The 14,724-nt window shown below is 58.8% G+C and carries 16 protein-coding genes; 6 read left to right on the forward strand and 10 right to left on the reverse strand.

Annotated elements, in window-relative coordinates; all coding sequences use genetic code 11:
* Nucleotides 1-10 precede the first annotated feature (10 nt).
* Both L861_RS04465 and L861_RS04470 read left to right on the forward strand, forming a co-directional pair.
* Nucleotides 11-1,774 (forward strand): chloride channel protein, encoded by a 1,764-nt coding sequence (locus L861_RS04465; RefSeq protein WP_016415369.1) that lies wholly within the window; start codon nucleotides 11-13, stop codon nucleotides 1,772-1,774.
* Complete coding sequence (locus L861_RS04470) at nucleotides 1,761-2,855, forward strand: extracellular solute-binding protein (RefSeq protein WP_016415370.1); 1,095 nt, start codon at nucleotides 1,761-1,763, stop codon at nucleotides 2,853-2,855. The genes L861_RS04465 and L861_RS04470 overlap by 14 nt, the downstream gene beginning before the upstream one ends.
* A gap of 6 nt (nucleotides 2,856-2,861) precedes the next feature.
* Here L861_RS04470 and L861_RS04475 read toward each other — a convergent pair whose 3' ends face one another.
* Nucleotides 2,862-4,046, reverse strand: a complete 1,185-nt coding sequence (locus L861_RS04475) for a M24 family metallopeptidase (protein ID WP_016415371.1) — start codon at nucleotides 4,044-4,046, stop codon at nucleotides 2,862-2,864.
* Nucleotides 4,047-4,273: 227 nt separating this feature from the next.
* On the opposite strand from L861_RS04475, the gene L861_RS04480 reads away from it, so the two are divergent.
* Entirely contained in the window at nucleotides 4,274-5,659 is a 1,386-nt protein-coding gene (locus L861_RS04480) for a glycine cleavage T C-terminal barrel domain-containing protein (RefSeq protein WP_016415372.1), read from the forward strand.
* A complete protein-coding gene (locus tag L861_RS04485; protein WP_016415373.1) occupies nucleotides 5,646-6,590 on the forward strand; it encodes a methylenetetrahydrofolate reductase in 945 nt (314 codons plus the stop codon). Before L861_RS04480 ends, L861_RS04485 begins: the two co-directional genes overlap by 14 nt.
* Nucleotides 6,591-6,603: 13 nt before the next feature.
* Here the strand turns inward: L861_RS04485 and L861_RS04490 are convergent, their stop codons facing one another.
* The 3 genes from L861_RS04490 to L861_RS04500 all read right to left on the reverse strand — a co-directional run bounded on the left by L861_RS04490 (nucleotide 6,604) and on the right by L861_RS04500 (nucleotide 8,282).
* Nucleotides 6,604-7,167: a hypothetical protein gene (locus L861_RS04490; protein ID WP_016415374.1), complete on the reverse strand. Its 564-nt coding sequence runs from the start codon at nucleotides 7,165-7,167 to the stop codon at nucleotides 6,604-6,606.
* A gap of 83 nt (nucleotides 7,168-7,250) precedes the next feature.
* Complete coding sequence (locus L861_RS04495; RefSeq protein ID WP_016415375.1) at nucleotides 7,251-7,817, reverse strand: YqhA family protein; 567 nt, start codon at nucleotides 7,815-7,817, stop codon at nucleotides 7,251-7,253.
* A gap of 57 nt (nucleotides 7,818-7,874) precedes the next feature.
* The gene (locus L861_RS04500) at nucleotides 7,875-8,282 is read right to left on the reverse strand and encodes a DCC1-like thiol-disulfide oxidoreductase family protein (protein WP_016415376.1); all 408 of its coding nucleotides are present in this window, start codon (nucleotides 8,280-8,282) and stop codon (nucleotides 7,875-7,877) included.
* A gap of 99 nt (nucleotides 8,283-8,381) precedes the next feature.
* On the opposite strand from L861_RS04500, the gene L861_RS04505 reads away from it, so the two are divergent.
* On the forward strand, nucleotides 8,382-9,296 hold the full coding sequence (locus L861_RS04505) for a YihY/virulence factor BrkB family protein (RefSeq protein WP_016415377.1): 915 nt from the start codon (nucleotides 8,382-8,384) through the stop codon (nucleotides 9,294-9,296).
* A gap of 16 nt (nucleotides 9,297-9,312) precedes the next feature.
* Here L861_RS04505 and L861_RS04510 read toward each other — a convergent pair whose 3' ends face one another.
* The 3 genes from L861_RS04510 to L861_RS04520 are packed head-to-tail and all read right to left on the reverse strand — an operon-like array spanning nucleotide 9,313 to nucleotide 10,650.
* Entirely contained in the window at nucleotides 9,313-9,531 is a 219-nt protein-coding gene (locus tag L861_RS04510) for a lipopolysaccharide assembly protein LapA domain-containing protein (RefSeq protein ID WP_016415378.1), read from the reverse strand.
* A 60-nt stretch (nucleotides 9,532-9,591) separates the two neighbouring features.
* Nucleotides 9,592-10,185 (reverse strand): exopolysaccharide biosynthesis protein, encoded by a 594-nt coding sequence (locus tag L861_RS04515; RefSeq protein WP_016415379.1) that lies wholly within the window; start codon nucleotides 10,183-10,185, stop codon nucleotides 9,592-9,594.
* A gap of 6 nt (nucleotides 10,186-10,191) precedes the next feature.
* Nucleotides 10,192-10,650 (reverse strand): tellurite resistance TerB family protein, encoded by a 459-nt coding sequence (locus tag L861_RS04520; RefSeq protein ID WP_016415380.1) that lies wholly within the window; start codon nucleotides 10,648-10,650, stop codon nucleotides 10,192-10,194.
* A gap of 187 nt (nucleotides 10,651-10,837) precedes the next feature.
* Here L861_RS04520 and L861_RS04525 point away from each other — a divergent pair, with 187 nt between their 5' ends.
* Entirely contained in the window at nucleotides 10,838-11,665 is an 828-nt protein-coding gene (locus L861_RS04525; protein WP_016415381.1) for a CmcJ/NvfI family oxidoreductase, read from the forward strand.
* Here the strand turns inward: L861_RS04525 and L861_RS04530 are convergent.
* The 3 genes from L861_RS04530 to L861_RS04540 form a co-directional block, all read right to left on the reverse strand.
* Complete coding sequence (locus L861_RS04530; RefSeq protein WP_027947424.1) at nucleotides 11,662-12,195, reverse strand: hypothetical protein; 534 nt, start codon at nucleotides 12,193-12,195, stop codon at nucleotides 11,662-11,664. The genes L861_RS04525 and L861_RS04530 overlap by 4 nt on opposite strands.
* 276 nt (nucleotides 12,196-12,471) lie before the next feature.
* Nucleotides 12,472-13,470, reverse strand: a complete 999-nt coding sequence (yejK, locus tag L861_RS04535; RefSeq protein WP_016415383.1) for a nucleoid-associated protein YejK — start codon at nucleotides 13,468-13,470, stop codon at nucleotides 12,472-12,474.
* 123 nt (nucleotides 13,471-13,593) lie between these two features.
* Nucleotides 13,594-14,592 (reverse strand): hypothetical protein, encoded by a 999-nt coding sequence (locus L861_RS04540; RefSeq protein WP_016415384.1) that lies wholly within the window; start codon nucleotides 14,590-14,592, stop codon nucleotides 13,594-13,596.
* Nucleotides 14,593-14,724: the final 132 nt, after the last annotated feature.

Consider the following 14,724-nt stretch of genomic DNA (forward strand, 5'->3'; position numbering starts at 1 on the left):
CACCTTGAAAATGGACACCATTCAAACAGACAAGGTGCCGTCTCAGGGACCACTGGGAGTCATCAAGTTTCTGGGGCTGGTACTGTTCGGGGGGCTCATTGGCGTCATTGCCGCATTCGCAGCGGTGGGATTCGTTGCTGCCGTGCTCTGGCTCAACGATAGCCTACTGATCTCGCCGCGCAGTCGCATGATGTTTGCCCACCCCGGCATCCTCATTGCCGCCACTATCGCCGTGCCTGCTATTGGCGGCTTGTTGGTGGGGCTTGTGCACCACCAGATTGCCGAGCGTCGCCCACATACCCCTGCCGATGTCATCGCCGCCGTCCAGACTCGGCGCGGCCAATTGCCGGCCAGAGCGGGAGCCTTGTCAGCACTGAGTGGCTTGCTGTCACTGGGTGCGGGAGCATCAGTGGGTCAGTATGGGCCATTGGTGCATATGGGAGCGACACTGGGGTCTCTGGGCGCTCGTCTGCTGCGGCTGGGTCGCTCGGATGACAACATCACTATCGCCTGTGGCGTCGCCGCAGCAATCGCCACGGCCTTCAATGCCCCCTTGGCGGGAATCGTCTTCGCCCATGAAGTGGTATTGCGTCATTATGCCTTGCGGGCTTTTGCTCCCGTCGCTGCGGCGGCCACCATTGGCTACGTGATTGCCACCGGTGTATTGGAACGTGGCGCCTTATTCCACGTCACAGACACGACGGTACCTCAACCGTGGGAATTTGCTGCCTTCATCGCCATTGGTGGACTGGGTGCCTTGGTGGCCGGTTCCTACATGCATGCCATCCTTGGCGTCGGTCGCCTGGCCGAGCGTCTGCCGATTTCTCCCCTGCTACGGCCCGCCTTGGCCGGTGCCCTGCTCGGCCTGACCGCACTGTGGGTGCCAGATATTCTGGGCATGGGTCAGGAAACCTTGCGCTTCGCCACCATCGCTGGCGCCTTCGGCGGCATTGAACTGATCGTCGTGCTCTTGCTCAAGCTGGGCGCGACTGCATTATGTCTCGGCATGGGCTTCGGTGGCGGTGTCTTCAGCCCGGCATTGGTCATCGGTACGCTATTCGGTGCGTTGTGTGGCACTGTCCTGGGCAAGTTGACGGGCACTCCGCCGGACACCTTCGTGTTCTACGCCGTGTGCGGCATGGTCGCCGTCACTGCACCAGTGATCGGTGCACCCTTGACCAGCCTGCTGATCGTCTTCGAGTTGACCGGTAGCTATGTGCTGACCATTGCCGCACTGGCCAGTGTGACGCTGGCCAGCCCTATTGCCGCTCAGCTCTTCGGGCGATCGCTGTTCGACATCCAGTTGAGCATTCGCGGCCTGGACTTATCGGCCGGACGTGGGCAAGCCGTGCTGAGTGAAGCCCCGGTGCGCCGCTACCTGAATCAGGATTGCGTTACGCTTTCCCCCGACACTGATATCGCAGCAGCGGTAGCCACCCTCAGTCATGCCGGACGTGGCGAGGCCCATCTCGTCGACCCACAGGGTCGTTACCACGGCAGCGTCTCCCTGGCCGACTTGGAAGCCGCCCGCGAAGATGGACATGCCGAGCGCTCAATCGCGAAGTACACGATCGCAAATCGACCGGTATTAGGCCCAAGCACCTCGATCTGGGAGGCCATGGCACGCATGCAGGACTTCACCGGCGAGGCAATGGCGGTGGTCGACGATAAAGAGCAGAGCACCTTTTTGGGAGTCATTTACGAGGCGAGCATTGCCCGCGCCTATCTGAAACACAGTGACGAGTTGAGACGAGAAGAACATGGCTCTGGCTGAACGACACGTTGCCATGGTATTGGCTTGGCTGCTTACTGGCCTAGCGATTCCCGCCGCAGGCCAAGAACCAGCCTCCTTGACCGTATTGAGTTGGGGCGGCGCCTACGAACGGGCGCAGCAACAGGCACTGTTCGCTCCCTTCAGTCAAACCACGGGCACGGCCATACGCGTGGAGAGCTACAATGGCGGACTCACCGGCTTACGCCAGGCTATCGAAGACGGTAATGTTCCCTGGGACGTCATCGACATGACACGTAACGACGCCATGGCCGCCTGCGAAGAAGGGTTACTGGAACCGCTATCTCCGGAAGTGGTCGCTGCCGCCCCGGACGGCACGCCACCGGAACAGGACTTCATTGCCAATGCCTTTGGCCAGTGCAGCATCACACATACCGTTTTCGCTACTGTCGTCGCCTTTCGGCGCGATGCCTTTCCCGGCCAGCGCCCGACGTCGATTGCCGATCTTTTCGACCAACAAAGCTTTCCCGGGCCGCGCGCCCTGCAGCGTACACCAGCCGTCAATCTCGAGTGGGCTCTGCTTTCCTATGGCGTTCCCCGCGAGGAGCTCTACGGGCTGCTCAGCACTCAACGAGGCTTGCGCCTGGCATTGAACCGGCTAGACAGTCTCGAAGACATTCACTGGTGGGAAGCCGGCGATGTCCCGGCCAAATTACTGGCCAGCGGTGAGGTGGTGATGGCCTCGGGGTACAACGGTCGCTTCTTCGATGCCATCGTCAACCGCGACCTGCCCATTCAAATTCTCTGGGACGGCCAAGTCCAGGAATACGAGACCTGGGTCATACCACAAGGTACCCGTCACCCCGAGCTGGCCAAACAATTCATCCGTTTCGCCACCACCACGGAGCAGCTTACCGAACTCGCCAATCGCATCCCGTATGGGCCGGCACGACACTCCGCCGCCATGCAGGTCTCCACCCATCCCGACAATGGTCGGGACATGCGCCTGCATATCCCGACCCATCCACTCAATGCCGAACGCGCCGTGATCAAGGACGATGACTGGTACGCGCATACGCATCACCGGGTCGAAGAACGCTTCCAGGAGTGGCTATCGCGCTAGATGTCATCAACTACTGCTCAATACCCACGGGTTGGCGGTGATCGGTTCGCCACCATGCTCGGTGACACGCACGGTATCGCTACAACCAATGCCCCACTGGCTGGGCAGGCGCAAGCACAGTGGTAAGTGAAACACCATACCGACCTCGAAACGCCGCATCTGCCCTCTTGCGATGAAACCCGTCCCCTCGACCCAGGAAGGTGGGAACTGCGCCCCGACGGTATAACCGAACACGCCAGAAAAGAAGACCTCCGACGCCATCGGCACCAGCACCTGTTCGCCAGCGCACGCGGCATCGTCGAAGCGCTGTCCTGGCCGCATCGCCTGGAGCAAGGTCGTATAGAGACGCTGACAAACATCGAACATGGCTTCCATCTTCGCCGTGGGGCGTCCTGCAACCACCGTGCGCATCATGGGGGCGGTATAACGCTTCCAAGCACTCCCGAATTCGAGAAACACGGGGTCACCCTCGGCAACCGGATGGCGCTGATGGTTGGTATGGATGATGCTGCTACGCCGCCCAACGGTCACGATCGGTTGCATGCTCATGAATTCGCTGCCCGCTTCAAGCATGGCTTGCGCACCAGTGGCAGCGATCTCACTGTCGGTGATGCCTGGCCGAACCGCCTGCACCGCGGCCTCGATTCCCAGCCCAGTGATCCGAGCACTCTCTGCCAGGCAACCGAGTTCAGCATCGCTCTTGACGATCCGCACACTATCCAGCAGAGGCCCTGCATCGATGAACCGATAACCTGGCAAGTGCTCGGTGAGGCCAGTCATCACGCCATAACGCAACGAACCATGCCAGCAATCGATCCCGATACGCGTGCCAGCCTCGGCCAACACCTCGGCCAAGGGTATCAACACCTCTTCGACTCCTTCCCAGCGATAACCGAGCACCTCCTCGACATGCGTACAAGCCACCGCGGGTCCGGTTTCGATGGAAGGCACCTGCAGCACCAGGCGTCGTGGTGTGAAGATCAGTGCCGTATGTACCGAGACCTCGAAGGTGTTGTAACCAGTCAAATAATAAATATCGGACGGATCGGTAAGCAGCAGGGCATCCAACGACTCGGCGCGCATCAATTCGACAAGCGCCTCGTGGCGGCGCTGGAATTCCGCCTCAGGAAATGGGCATTCACTGCCAGCCGAGGTAGCCTGCAAAATGGCGCGATAGTCGTGATGATTCATGGAACCTCCATAGAATGGGTGCTGTTTCCCCAATATAGCCACCTTCGACGAGGCGGCATGCCCGGTTCCCAGCCTTTATTGCTCCCCCTTTGCGCCCTATCCAGCCCCATCTGTCGCTTTCTGAACATTCACGCCATACATGGCGTCGCAAACAGCATGGAGCACACAGGCGTTCACTTCCACACTGCAAGCGAGATTGGAAATCGCTGAGCAGGAGGACCGCCACCATGAGCTCCCAGCACTCCACTTCCTCTAACCGCGACAGTGTCATCCCGATGCCTGGTACCGATGCCATCGTGAAAGACTTCAGCACCCATCAATGCCCAACGGTCGATCAGCAGGACCGCCGTGTTCCTGTCAATCTGCGCCAGTCAGGCCCCACACCCGTCGAAATGCTGATCTCCACCCGGGTGCGCAAGTCACCTTTCTGGCACCTGTCGCACCAAGCGGGCTGCTGGCGGGCCACTGTCTATAACCGGATCTATCATCCGCGCGGCTACGTGAGGCCCGAAGACGGTGGAGCCATGGTCGAATACGACTCCCTGGTTCACGATGTCACCATGTGGAATGTGGCAGTGGAGCGCCAGATCCAGGTCAAGGGCCCGGATGCTCTTGCCTTTGTCGACCATGTCATCACACGCAATGCCTCGGCGATTGCACCAATGCGTGGCAAGTACGTGATCCTGTGCAACGAGGAAGGCGGCATCATCAACGACCCAGTGTTACTGCGTGTCGCCGAGGACGAGTTCTGGTTCTCGATCTCCGACAGCGATCTCGAACTGTGGCTCAAGGGCGTCAATGTCGGCCTGCGCTACAACGTCACTATCGGCGAAATCGACGTCGCTCCGGTGCAGATCCAAGGGCCCAAATCCGAGGCTCTGATGGTCGACCTGGTCGGCGATGAGGTACGGCATATCCCGTACTATGGGCTAATGGAAGCAAAAATCGGTGACCGCGATGTGATCATCTCCCAAACCGGCTTCACCGGCGAGAAGGGCTACGAGATTTATCTCAAGAATGCCACTCTCAACCCTGACGACATGTGGAACACGGTGTTGGCTGCTGGTGAAAAGCACAATCTACGGGTCATCGCCCCGGCCCATCACCGGCGCATCGCGGCCGGAATCCTGTCCTGGGGCCAGGACCTGGACCAGGAAACTCTGCCCTTCCAGTGCAACCTGGGCTACCAGATCCCGCGCCAGAAGGATGCCGACTACATTGGTCGCGCGGCGCTGGAGCGGGTGCGCGCCGAACTCGATCAAGGCCGCTATCCCTTCCGCAACATCCTGGTCGGAATGGTGCTCGGCGGCAAACCGATCGACGATTACGCACCCGACTTCTGGCTGATTTCCGATGAAAATGGGGGCGATCCGGTGGGTTATGTGACGTCGCCCTGGTACTCCCCAGAACTCGGCACCAATATCGCTATGGGGTATGTGCCAGTGGAACTCCAGGCGATAGGAACGCCACTCAAGGTCTGGCTACCGGAGCCTTACGCCGAAACGCCAGGGGTACCGGTCGACGCCGCCGTGGTCGAGATGCCGTTCCGTGCCTCGGTCAATCCCAATGCTCGTGAAATCGCCAAGGCCAGGGGGTTGGATGCCTCAAGCTGAACGCGCCGCCGGGGGAGCACTCGAAGCGAAGAGTGGCGGGTTTGCTGCGGACTCTCTCGAGCGACGAATACAGGGGTTGTGCCATGGCTGGTCATTGGAGGTCACGCCGAAGACCGCCATTCACCTTGCCAAGGCGGAGCCGCCACCCGCTGCCGGCAGCCAGGTCTATATCACCCACCTGCCCGGTCAGCCGTTCGAGGATGTGATCGCTACGGCGGCCTGGTTAAGAGCACGGGGTTACGACCCCGTGCCTCACCTGGTAGCCCGCAGCGTGCCGGATCGTGCAACACTCATCGACTGGCTCGACCACCTGACGCAAGAGGCCGGTGTGGATGCCGTGCTACTGATCGCCGGCAGCATGGCTACCCATCTTGGTCCCTATCCCGACACTCTGACTCTGCTCGAAGATGTCTGCCTGGCTGAGCACGGCATCCGCCGGCTGGCAGTCGCCGGTCACCCGGAAGGCCACCCTCATGCCGATGATGAAGCCCTCGACCAGGCGCTGGCGACCAAACTGGCTCACGCAGAACGCGATGGGCTCGAGATATGGTTGGTCACCCAATTTCTGTTCGATGCGCAGCCACTGCTCGGCTGGCGCCAACGGCTGGTGGCTCAGGGCCTGGAGATTCCCATTCGGGTCGGGCTGCCTGGCCCGGCAAGCTTGGCCACCCTATGGAAGTACGCCATGTCGTGTGGCATCGGCGCCTCGGTAGCCGCACTGCAGAAGCAGGGCAGTCGCATGTTGCAGTTGGCACGCCCCAAACCGCCATCTCGTCAGGTATTGGGCCTGGCCAGACATGCCACCTCGAACCTTGCCCTGCATTTCTATCCATTCGGTGGTATCGACAAGACACTAGCCTGGAGCCAAGCCCTGGAAGCGGGGCGCTTTCGGCTTGATGCACGACAGCACGAGATCATCGTGGACGACTGACTGACGAAGGGGCCTAGCGAGCGGCCCCCTCTTCCGTCATTGTTTCAATGCGCCAGTCCGACAGCCAGGGAGTCCCTGCTACTTCGAATCCCAACCTCTCCAGCCACTGGGCAGTGACCAGATTCGATTGATGTCCCAACCAATAGGCACGAGGATAAGGCACGAACTCCAAGTCATAACGTGGATGATGGTACGCTCGCTCGCTGCCGGCGTCGAAGATGCGATCAAGATGACGCTGCAACGCCTCCACCTGAGTCGCTTCCGCCTGCAATGGGAAAACTTCCTCGACACCTTCCGGCGCCACTCGGGAAGGGAAAGGCGCAATCGCCGCATCGGGAAAAATACGCCGCCCTAGCGCCCCGCGGGTAGGCCATAGCATCGCCGACATCCCCGCCAAGGCACCACGTCGCCCCATCACGTACCAACCCCACTCGCCATAAGCATAACGCACCACACCCTGCTCACGCGGCAACACCAGGCTGGAATGGCGTCCATGATCAACCAGGTAGAAATCGACCGGGTCGTTCAAGTCCGACGGTGGGGTTAGGCGGCCGGCACAGCCGGCGAGCAGAAGCATAAAGGGGCAGCAGTACCAGCAATGGGCCAGGCATGATGGTCCTCTGCATCCGGCCGTTCACGAGGGTTGAGGAAGTCTTCGTTTCATTCATCGGCCCGGTGCGCCAGGTTCATGAGATATAGCGCAGCGGCCAGGGCCAGCACGGAAAGCGCCAGATAAATGGCATCCAACGGGCTGGAGAACTGAATATCGACTACCGCCCGGAAGAATTCGATGATCACGGCCAGGATAACGACCCTGGCGATCTTGTCCTTGAGCTGATCGAGTGACCGCACATTGAAGGGATGAACAGGGTCTCTCTCCTCGGCCTTCTCGATGCGCGATACGAAAAGCTTGTACACTCCCAACCCGAAGATCATCAGCACAATGGCGATCAAGTAGATATCCACCGCTACGACGACGTCGGTGACCACGGTGTCATGAATGTCTTCGCTGCTTCCCACGATGTAATACCCCCAGGCGTCGATGACCACCTCGAGGATGTCAAGGCTAGCGATGATGAAGAGCACCAATGCGCCAAGCAAGCTGGGCACCACCGCCAGCAGCACCAGCAGTCGCGAATTCCACAAGAACCGTTCAAAGCCTTGCTCCAGCTTGCTGTGCTTCGGTGATGGTGAACCGGCAGCATCCTGCTTACGATCATCTTGCATCTCGTCCTCGCCGAATATCAGTGGGTCACATTCCGCATGCCATGGATACTTCGTTGCTCAAAAACGTTCGTTATCCTGAAATGCCAGGTTATTCACCTTCGTCTTGCCCAACAGCTTTAGCAGAAAATTCCGGCAAGCGCGTAATACGGGATACCAAAACCTCGCCCGTTTGGCTGAGCGAAAAAACCAGTAATTCAGGCGATTGAAAATACCGGAGCGGCTACTCAGCAGAGCCAGCATATGGATGGCGTCGTCACCGTAGTACAGCCGACCGTCCATTTTCAGCACCATGCCCTGATCGATGTCGAGACCAGCTTCGGTGATTTCCTCCATGATCGCGGTATCCTGTCGGGCATCGACCAGCGTGAGCGAGCCTACCGACTCGCGCAGGCGTACCAAGCGACAGTAGTGGTCGCAGAAGGGGCACTGCTCGTCGTAGACCAGCACAATCTCTTTTCTGGACATTGGCCATTAGCTCCAAGGCGGTGCATTCGATTCGACATGGTAACGCTGATAGGTAGGGGCTTATCATCAAGACTCCCCAGGATGGCGCGAGGAACCTTCATGAATAGGCACGGGCATGCCGCCACCACTCAGACAGGACGTGTTCTCCACTTCGCGCTACGTGTACTGGGGGCATTCTTGCGCAATCGTGGCATGCTGTTGGCCGGCGGGATAGGCTATAACATACTGCTATCGATCGTCCCGCTATTCGCCTTGATCTGCGTATTCCTGACCCATGTGGTCGACGAGGGTCAATTGCTCGAGGTGATGGCCATCCAGGCCCGACATCTCGCACCAGCGCATGCCGACCTGTTGCTGGATGCCGTTCGTACCGTGCTGAAATCGCGCGACGTGATCGGCTTGGTGGGTACCTTGGTATTGCTGGTCTTCAGTTCCTTCGCTTTTCGCATGCTCGAAGATGCCATGGCGATCATTTTCCATCTGCCCGATGACCCGGCCAAGCGCAGCATCTGGGTGTCGGCGCTCCTGCCTTATGCTTTCATGCTGGTGTTGGGCACGGGCTTACTGGCCCTGACACTGCTGGTGTCGCTGGCTGACGCGCTCAACGCACTGACCATCGTCATCACCGGTCGCAGTCTGCCCTTTGCCGGTGCTTCCACGGCACTGCTCAACCTGTTCAGCTTCATCGGCATGTTCGTGCTGTTCAGCGCTATCTACAAGGTACTGCCAGTGGTCAAGATCTCTCTGCGTCGCGCGCTGATCGGCGGCTTCGTGGCAGCTCTCATGTGGGAAGGAATCAGGCTATTGTTGGTGGGCTATTTTGCGCATATCTCTCTCGTCAACGCTGTCTACGGTTCGCTGGCCACCATCATCATCGTGCTGCTGAGCCTGGAAATTGGCGCCATCATCTTGTTGTTGGGCGCCCAGGTAATCGCTGAACTGGAGCGTAATGCGCGGGCAGGTCTCCCCTGGTACATCGACCCACGGCGCCAGGCCATTACCCATGTAGAGTGATATATGCCGCGCGAGATCAACGGGAAGAACTCTGCCGCTGTAGCCGCCGGATCAGCGCCATCATTCCCTTACCACTGACCATACCCAACACATAAACCACCACCAACAGCAATGCCAACGGCAGAGATAGGCTCCAGCCCAGGAAGTTGACCTCCACGACGCGGATGTTCTGCACGAACAGAATAACCATGATGACGATGATGGCGACCTTCAACCCCAGATAGACCTTGTCCATCGTTCCTCCCCTTATTCCGTTTCCCCCTTATTCGTCACACCCGAACACGACCGAGACTTTTCAGAACAATCTGAAGGCCACTATGGCAAAGGTTGCATAGGTCACCACCAAGGCCAGCGAGGCCATCAAACCGTCCTTGGCAATCAAAGCCAAACCGAAACCTGTCAGCGCCAAGCCAGCCCCATTGGCCGTAAACGGCACTACCTCCATGGGTGGCATGGCCAAGGCAATCAAGACACAGGAGACCGCAATAAGTGATACCCCCACCTCGCTCATCAATAGAGGGAACCTGGGTTGCAGCAGACGATCGATATAGTGCGCCGGCTTACGCAGCCAATGGATGGCCTTATCCAAGGATTGACCTGAAATAGAGCGAGCAAGCAGCCACTCGGGTAACCAGAAGTGTTCGCGACGCAACAGCAACTGCACGGCCACCAGCAAGACCATGCAGGCCATCAGGGTAGGAACGCCCGGAATATCGCCAATGATAGGGGCCAACGTCACCACCCCCGCCACCAATAAAAGCGGCCCAAACGACCGGCGCCCAACGGCATCGAGCAGATCGCCCAGCGAGACACGACGTCCATTATGCTCGATACGATCGAGACACTCGAGAAGCTGGCCCAGGTTGACAGGCTGCCGCTCCTCTCTCACGACACGTCACCCCCCTGACTGCGACTGGACATGCAACTTGGTCCGAATGAAGTCACTGTGACTGACATACAGCAAGTCGGCCAAACGCCGGATACGGTGTTCCTCCAGAGGGTCAAGTTGGCCATCGGCATAGGCCAAGGACCACATCAGACGCACCAGCTCGACGCGATCGTCATAACCGTAATGGTCTTTGATCAGGGTAACGAACTGGTAGTGATCGACAGCTTCTTCGACTTCCCGTGCTGCTAGATCCATCAACTCCTGAACGGCATCATCATCCAGCTGGTAACGCCGCGACAGCATCTTCTTGAACGCCGCCAATTCCTCCTCTTCCGTATGATAGTCGGCACGAATCACCTCGCAGAGCAGGGCTGCAGTCGCCAACTCCAGTGTCAGCTTGCGCTCCGCACCGGCACCAGGATTAGCCAGCGTCTGATTGAAGAATTGCTGTATGGCATCGAGCATCGACCATGATCTCCTTATATATTCTCTCGTTTCCGACAGCGCCTATCGCGTAGCGGTTCACCACCATATGACACCCGGGAGCGCATATTGCATCAATTATGGAGGGAACACCCTGGAAAGTGGCAGGTCCTGATCATATACCTTGAATAGACAGGAAAATCGGCGATCAATCCTCTGGAGGCGAGACATGAACGCAAGCCAGACACCGGCCCAACCGTCCAGCGTTACCGCAACGCTTACCTTCATGGCCAAGGGAGATACCAAACCCTACGTGCATACCGAAGCCTTGACCGGTGCCAGTGAACCGCATTATTTCGCAGAGATGGAGCAGCGCCAGGTCGAGGTACACGACGGACGCCCACTGGCAAGCCGCCTATCGCTGGAAGAGCAGGGCTTCGAATTGCACGAACGCCCCACCTCTGTCATCGACCTTTATGACGATGACGCCGTCACACGCGACTATTACGCAGAAGTCGAGGCGCTGATCAAGGAAGCGACCGGCGCCACACGCGTGGTGATCTTCGATCATACCCGGCGTACCGATGCCGAGCAGCGCGATATCCGTGGCCCGGCCAGTCGAGCGCACAACGACTACACCGAAACATCCGGGCCACAGCGCATCCGTGATGTATTGGGTGAGCAGGAAGCCGAGGCACTGAAGAACGTCCCGGTGGCCCAGATCAACCTGTGGCGCCCGATACACGGGCCGGTAACACGTTCCCCACTAGCCGTGCTGGATGCTGCCACGCTTGCACCTGGCGACCTGATCGCTACCGATCTCGTCTATCCAAACCGCGTTGGGGAGATCTATCACCTTGCCTACAATCCCAGCCATCGCTGGTACTACATACCAGGGATGCGCCACGAAGAGGCCTTGTTGATCAAGGGTTATGACGCACGTCGTGACGGCCGGGCACGCTTCACGCCGCATACCGCCTTTCAGGACCCGAACACACCGCGCGACGCTCCCCCTCGCGAGAGCATCGAAGTACGCACCCTGGCCTTTTTCGACTAGGTACCCGTTCCCCAGTGATGCTGGCGCTCCTCACTGGTCACCTTGTCGATAACCACTTCGGGATGATGACGGTGGATTGCCGAATAGATCTCGCGCTCACGATCGTTGGGCACGTCCACCATCATCAGGAAGGCCCCGTTATTGATCTCGCGCTCGTACTTGTCCACCTTCACATCGTGCACCGACACCCCGATCATGGTGCTCGTCCAGACACCAAACAGTCCGCCGAATATCCCCATACCGATGGTCAGAGCCACAATGCCTACACCAGCGGTTTCTCCCAGGATGAAGAAGACGAGAATGCCCAACACCCCGCCGAGGGGAACCCCATATTTGAGTCCACGCATCGCGGCATTGACGACATCCGAGGTCTGCCGCAGGGTGGCATTGTTGACGCCCCGTTCTTCCAGATGCTTCCAATCCCTACCCATGACATGAACTTCTTCCTTGGTCAGTTCCAAGTCACTCAGTTCATGGGCAATGTTGACCGTCGTATCCAGATCAGGGGTCAGGAAATACAAGCGTTGCATGTGACGCCCTCCCATACCGAAGCGGGGGGCATTCATTTACGTGGCAAGGCTACCGGGCCAATTATCCTGTCGAACGCTTTCCCTTCTTCTCTCCAAGCCTTGCGACGTCATGATGTCCCAAACCGCTTGACGTGTGGCCAGCCATGACAAGCCGGCCCAAGAAGGTATTACTTATCAAAGTTGTCGATATTCTCTCTGACAGCAAGTATCAATTAACATTTCGATATACCTGCGTCACGGGTAAGCCGTTATCGAATATCGGATGACTGCCCTCAATTAGCCTTGGCGTCGTTTGATTTGATCGCGAAGCTGCGTCGGGACTTTCTTGATGATCAGACGATCACGCTCCTCGTCATACTCGACGCCCGAGCCCAGCAGATGTGAATCGAAACTGATCGAAACACCGCCGGCACGGCCAGCAAAGCGGCGAAACTGGCTGAGAGTCCGCTTGTCAGGAGGAATTTCGGCGGAAAGACCGTAATCCTGGTGGCGAATATAGTCGTAGAAGGCCTTCGGCTGTTGTTCATCGACCAGTTCGGATAGCTCATCCAAGGTAATAGGCTCACCACGGCGAGCCTGGTCGCTGGCGTAATCGATCAGCGCATCGGTTTTCTCACGAGTCTGTTCCTCGGCGAGATCCTCGCTTTCGACATAATCACTGAAGGCCTTCAACAAGGTCCGCGTTTCACTCGTCGCATCGACCCCTTCCTGGCATCCCAGCCATTCACCGAAGCGCTCGGCAAGCTGTTTGCCACCACGATCCTTGATGAAAGAAAGGTACTGTTGAGAGAGCGTGTCGCTTTGCCATTGCGTCAGATTGAGGCGCGCCGCCAACGTCAGTTGGCTAAGATTCAACTGTGGCGCCGCGACCGCCTCCAGCGCTTCGCTGATGCCGACCCCTTCCCGCTGGTGCAACAGCGCCATGCCCAGATACTGGATATCACCTTGTTGGTAATGAGCGATCAGCAGGTATCCACCCACCGATAGCTGGTCATCGATCATGGCCGTAAAGCCTTCCGCCACTTGGTGCGAAAAGGTCAGGAAGTCGCTTTCGTTCTCTATATAAGCCGTGACCCATCCTGCAAACGGGCCAGCCTCGGTATCCGCGAAATGTCCCCAAGCCTTGGGCTTGGTGTTGTAGCGGTCATTGACGGCAGTCAGCAAGCTGCCCATGGCCTCCGAATCAGTGGGCTCGGCCTCGGCCAGTTGCAAGGTAGCCGGCTGTTCGTCGGAAGGCTTGTCGATACGGTGAACGATGCTATGAAGAATCGGCATGAACGCCTCTTGGCTCGAACGGAATAATGGCAACGGGGCCGCGAGGCGTCATGGTAACGGATTTTTCGTGCCCAAGGCGGGCATGATAACCTTCAAACCTGAATCCAATAGGCAGAAGCATTTTCACCTTCGATAGAAGGCATTGAGTTTGTCCTGATGGGCACTGACGTAAGTCGCGTAGGTTTCATCATCCATGTCGTGCCAGAAGCGCGGGTCGCGGCCAGTGCGCTCGTCGTGCTCGCGGGTGGTGGGGTCGCGCGGGCGGTCCGACTCGAACCCCGGGATATCCGGCAGCGGCTGCGAGATGTCCATATAGCGCTGCAGCATGTCCCAGGCGGCGCGCTGCTCCACATGACTGGTGGTGGAGCCGAACATGCCCGCCAACGACACATGCGCCTCCTCGGCGTAGTGCACCAGGCTCAGGTAGTACTGCGGCGAGCCCTGGGGGCTAGGAGTACTCTGCAAATAACAGTCGAACTCGTGGAAGGGCAGCCGGTACCTCACCTGCGGAGCGAGTCTCGTCTCGCGGGACTCGGTGTAGACGATTACCTCGCCAGTGCGGCGGTTCAACTCCCAGCTAAAGCAGGGGCGGACGCGGGCAGCGAAGTTGGGATCCAGTTTGCGTAGTAAAGCCCCCCCACCCCACATCCCTAGCGGTACTGCATACATGAAGCCATAAGTTAGCCCCAGCGTTATCAATTCATCCTTGGGGGGTAATCCTTTAAAGGCAACCAAAAGGATGATCGACAAAATGGTAGTAACAAACAACACAAGAAAGAAAACAACCGCCCCCATAGCTTCGAGCGCCCCAGCGGGTTCCCCTGGCCGCATATGACGCAAGCACTCCTCGTCCCAGCGGTCCAACAAGTCGTGGCGGTACTTGGGATCCTCGTACTTCGCCATCTCGGGATCGGCTTCCAACGCGCGCAGTTGCTTGGGTGTGTTGTTTTGCCAGCCGTGCATCGGGCTCATGTCCACGCTGGGGTGGCGATGCGGCAATCGCTCACCACTGGCGGCGAACAGCTTGAACTTGCGCGAGTGGCGGCACTCGCGCGGGGGGCGCTGTTGAGTCCTGGCCGAGGTATGCGCCTCGGCGGCATACTCCACTGCAACGTCAGTCATGGCTGTCATCCGGGTGGGAGGCTTCGCTGGCCCAGTAGGCTTGCTCGCGGCGTTCGGGATCCGGGCACCGGCGGTCGTCGGGATCGAGGCTCGCCGGGTCGACCAGCGGCGCCGGGGCCGGCAGAACGCTCG

It is taken from the genome of Litchfieldella anticariensis FP35 = DSM 16096 (genome assembly GCF_000409775.1).
In the GTDB taxonomy this organism is placed as follows: domain Bacteria; phylum Pseudomonadota; class Gammaproteobacteria; order Pseudomonadales; family Halomonadaceae; genus Litchfieldella; species Litchfieldella anticariensis.

Excerpts from the sequence above, each read along its gene's own strand:
- L861_RS04520 (WP_016415380.1), bottom strand. The coding sequence starts at position 10,650 with ATGCTCGATGCCATACAGCAATTCTTCAATCAGACGCTGGCTAATCCT.
- L861_RS04485 (WP_016415373.1), top strand. The coding sequence starts at position 5,646 with ATGCCTCAAGCTGAACGCGCCGCCGGGGGAGCACTCGAAGCGAAGAGT.
- L861_RS04530 (WP_027947424.1), bottom strand. The coding sequence starts at position 12,195 with ATGCAACGCTTGTATTTCCTGACCCCTGATCTGGATACGACGGTCAAC.
- L861_RS04465 (WP_016415369.1), top strand. The coding sequence starts at position 11 with ATGGACACCATTCAAACAGACAAGGTGCCGTCTCAGGGACCACTGGGA.
- L861_RS04470 (WP_016415370.1), top strand. The coding sequence starts at position 1,761 with ATGGCTCTGGCTGAACGACACGTTGCCATGGTATTGGCTTGGCTGCTT.
- L861_RS04540 (WP_016415384.1), bottom strand. The coding sequence starts at position 14,592 with ATGACTGACGTTGCAGTGGAGTATGCCGCCGAGGCGCATACCTCGGCC.
- L861_RS04510 (WP_016415378.1), bottom strand. The coding sequence starts at position 9,531 with ATGGACAAGGTCTATCTGGGGTTGAAGGTCGCCATCATCGTCATCATG.
- L861_RS04505 (WP_016415377.1), top strand. The coding sequence starts at position 8,382 with ATGAATAGGCACGGGCATGCCGCCACCACTCAGACAGGACGTGTTCTC.
- L861_RS04475 (WP_016415371.1), bottom strand. The coding sequence starts at position 4,046 with ATGAATCATCACGACTATCGCGCCATTTTGCAGGCTACCTCGGCTGGC.
- L861_RS04480 (WP_016415372.1), top strand. The coding sequence starts at position 4,274 with ATGAGCTCCCAGCACTCCACTTCCTCTAACCGCGACAGTGTCATCCCG.
- L861_RS04495 (WP_016415375.1), bottom strand. The coding sequence starts at position 7,817 with ATGCAAGATGATCGTAAGCAGGATGCTGCCGGTTCACCATCACCGAAG.
- yejK (WP_016415383.1), bottom strand. The coding sequence starts at position 13,470 with ATGCCGATTCTTCATAGCATCGTTCACCGTATCGACAAGCCTTCCGAC.
- L861_RS04490 (WP_016415374.1), bottom strand. The coding sequence starts at position 7,167 with ATGCTTCTGCTCGCCGGCTGTGCCGGCCGCCTAACCCCACCGTCGGAC.
- L861_RS04500 (WP_016415376.1), bottom strand. The coding sequence starts at position 8,282 with ATGTCCAGAAAAGAGATTGTGCTGGTCTACGACGAGCAGTGCCCCTTC.
- L861_RS04525 (WP_016415381.1), top strand. The coding sequence starts at position 10,838 with ATGAACGCAAGCCAGACACCGGCCCAACCGTCCAGCGTTACCGCAACG.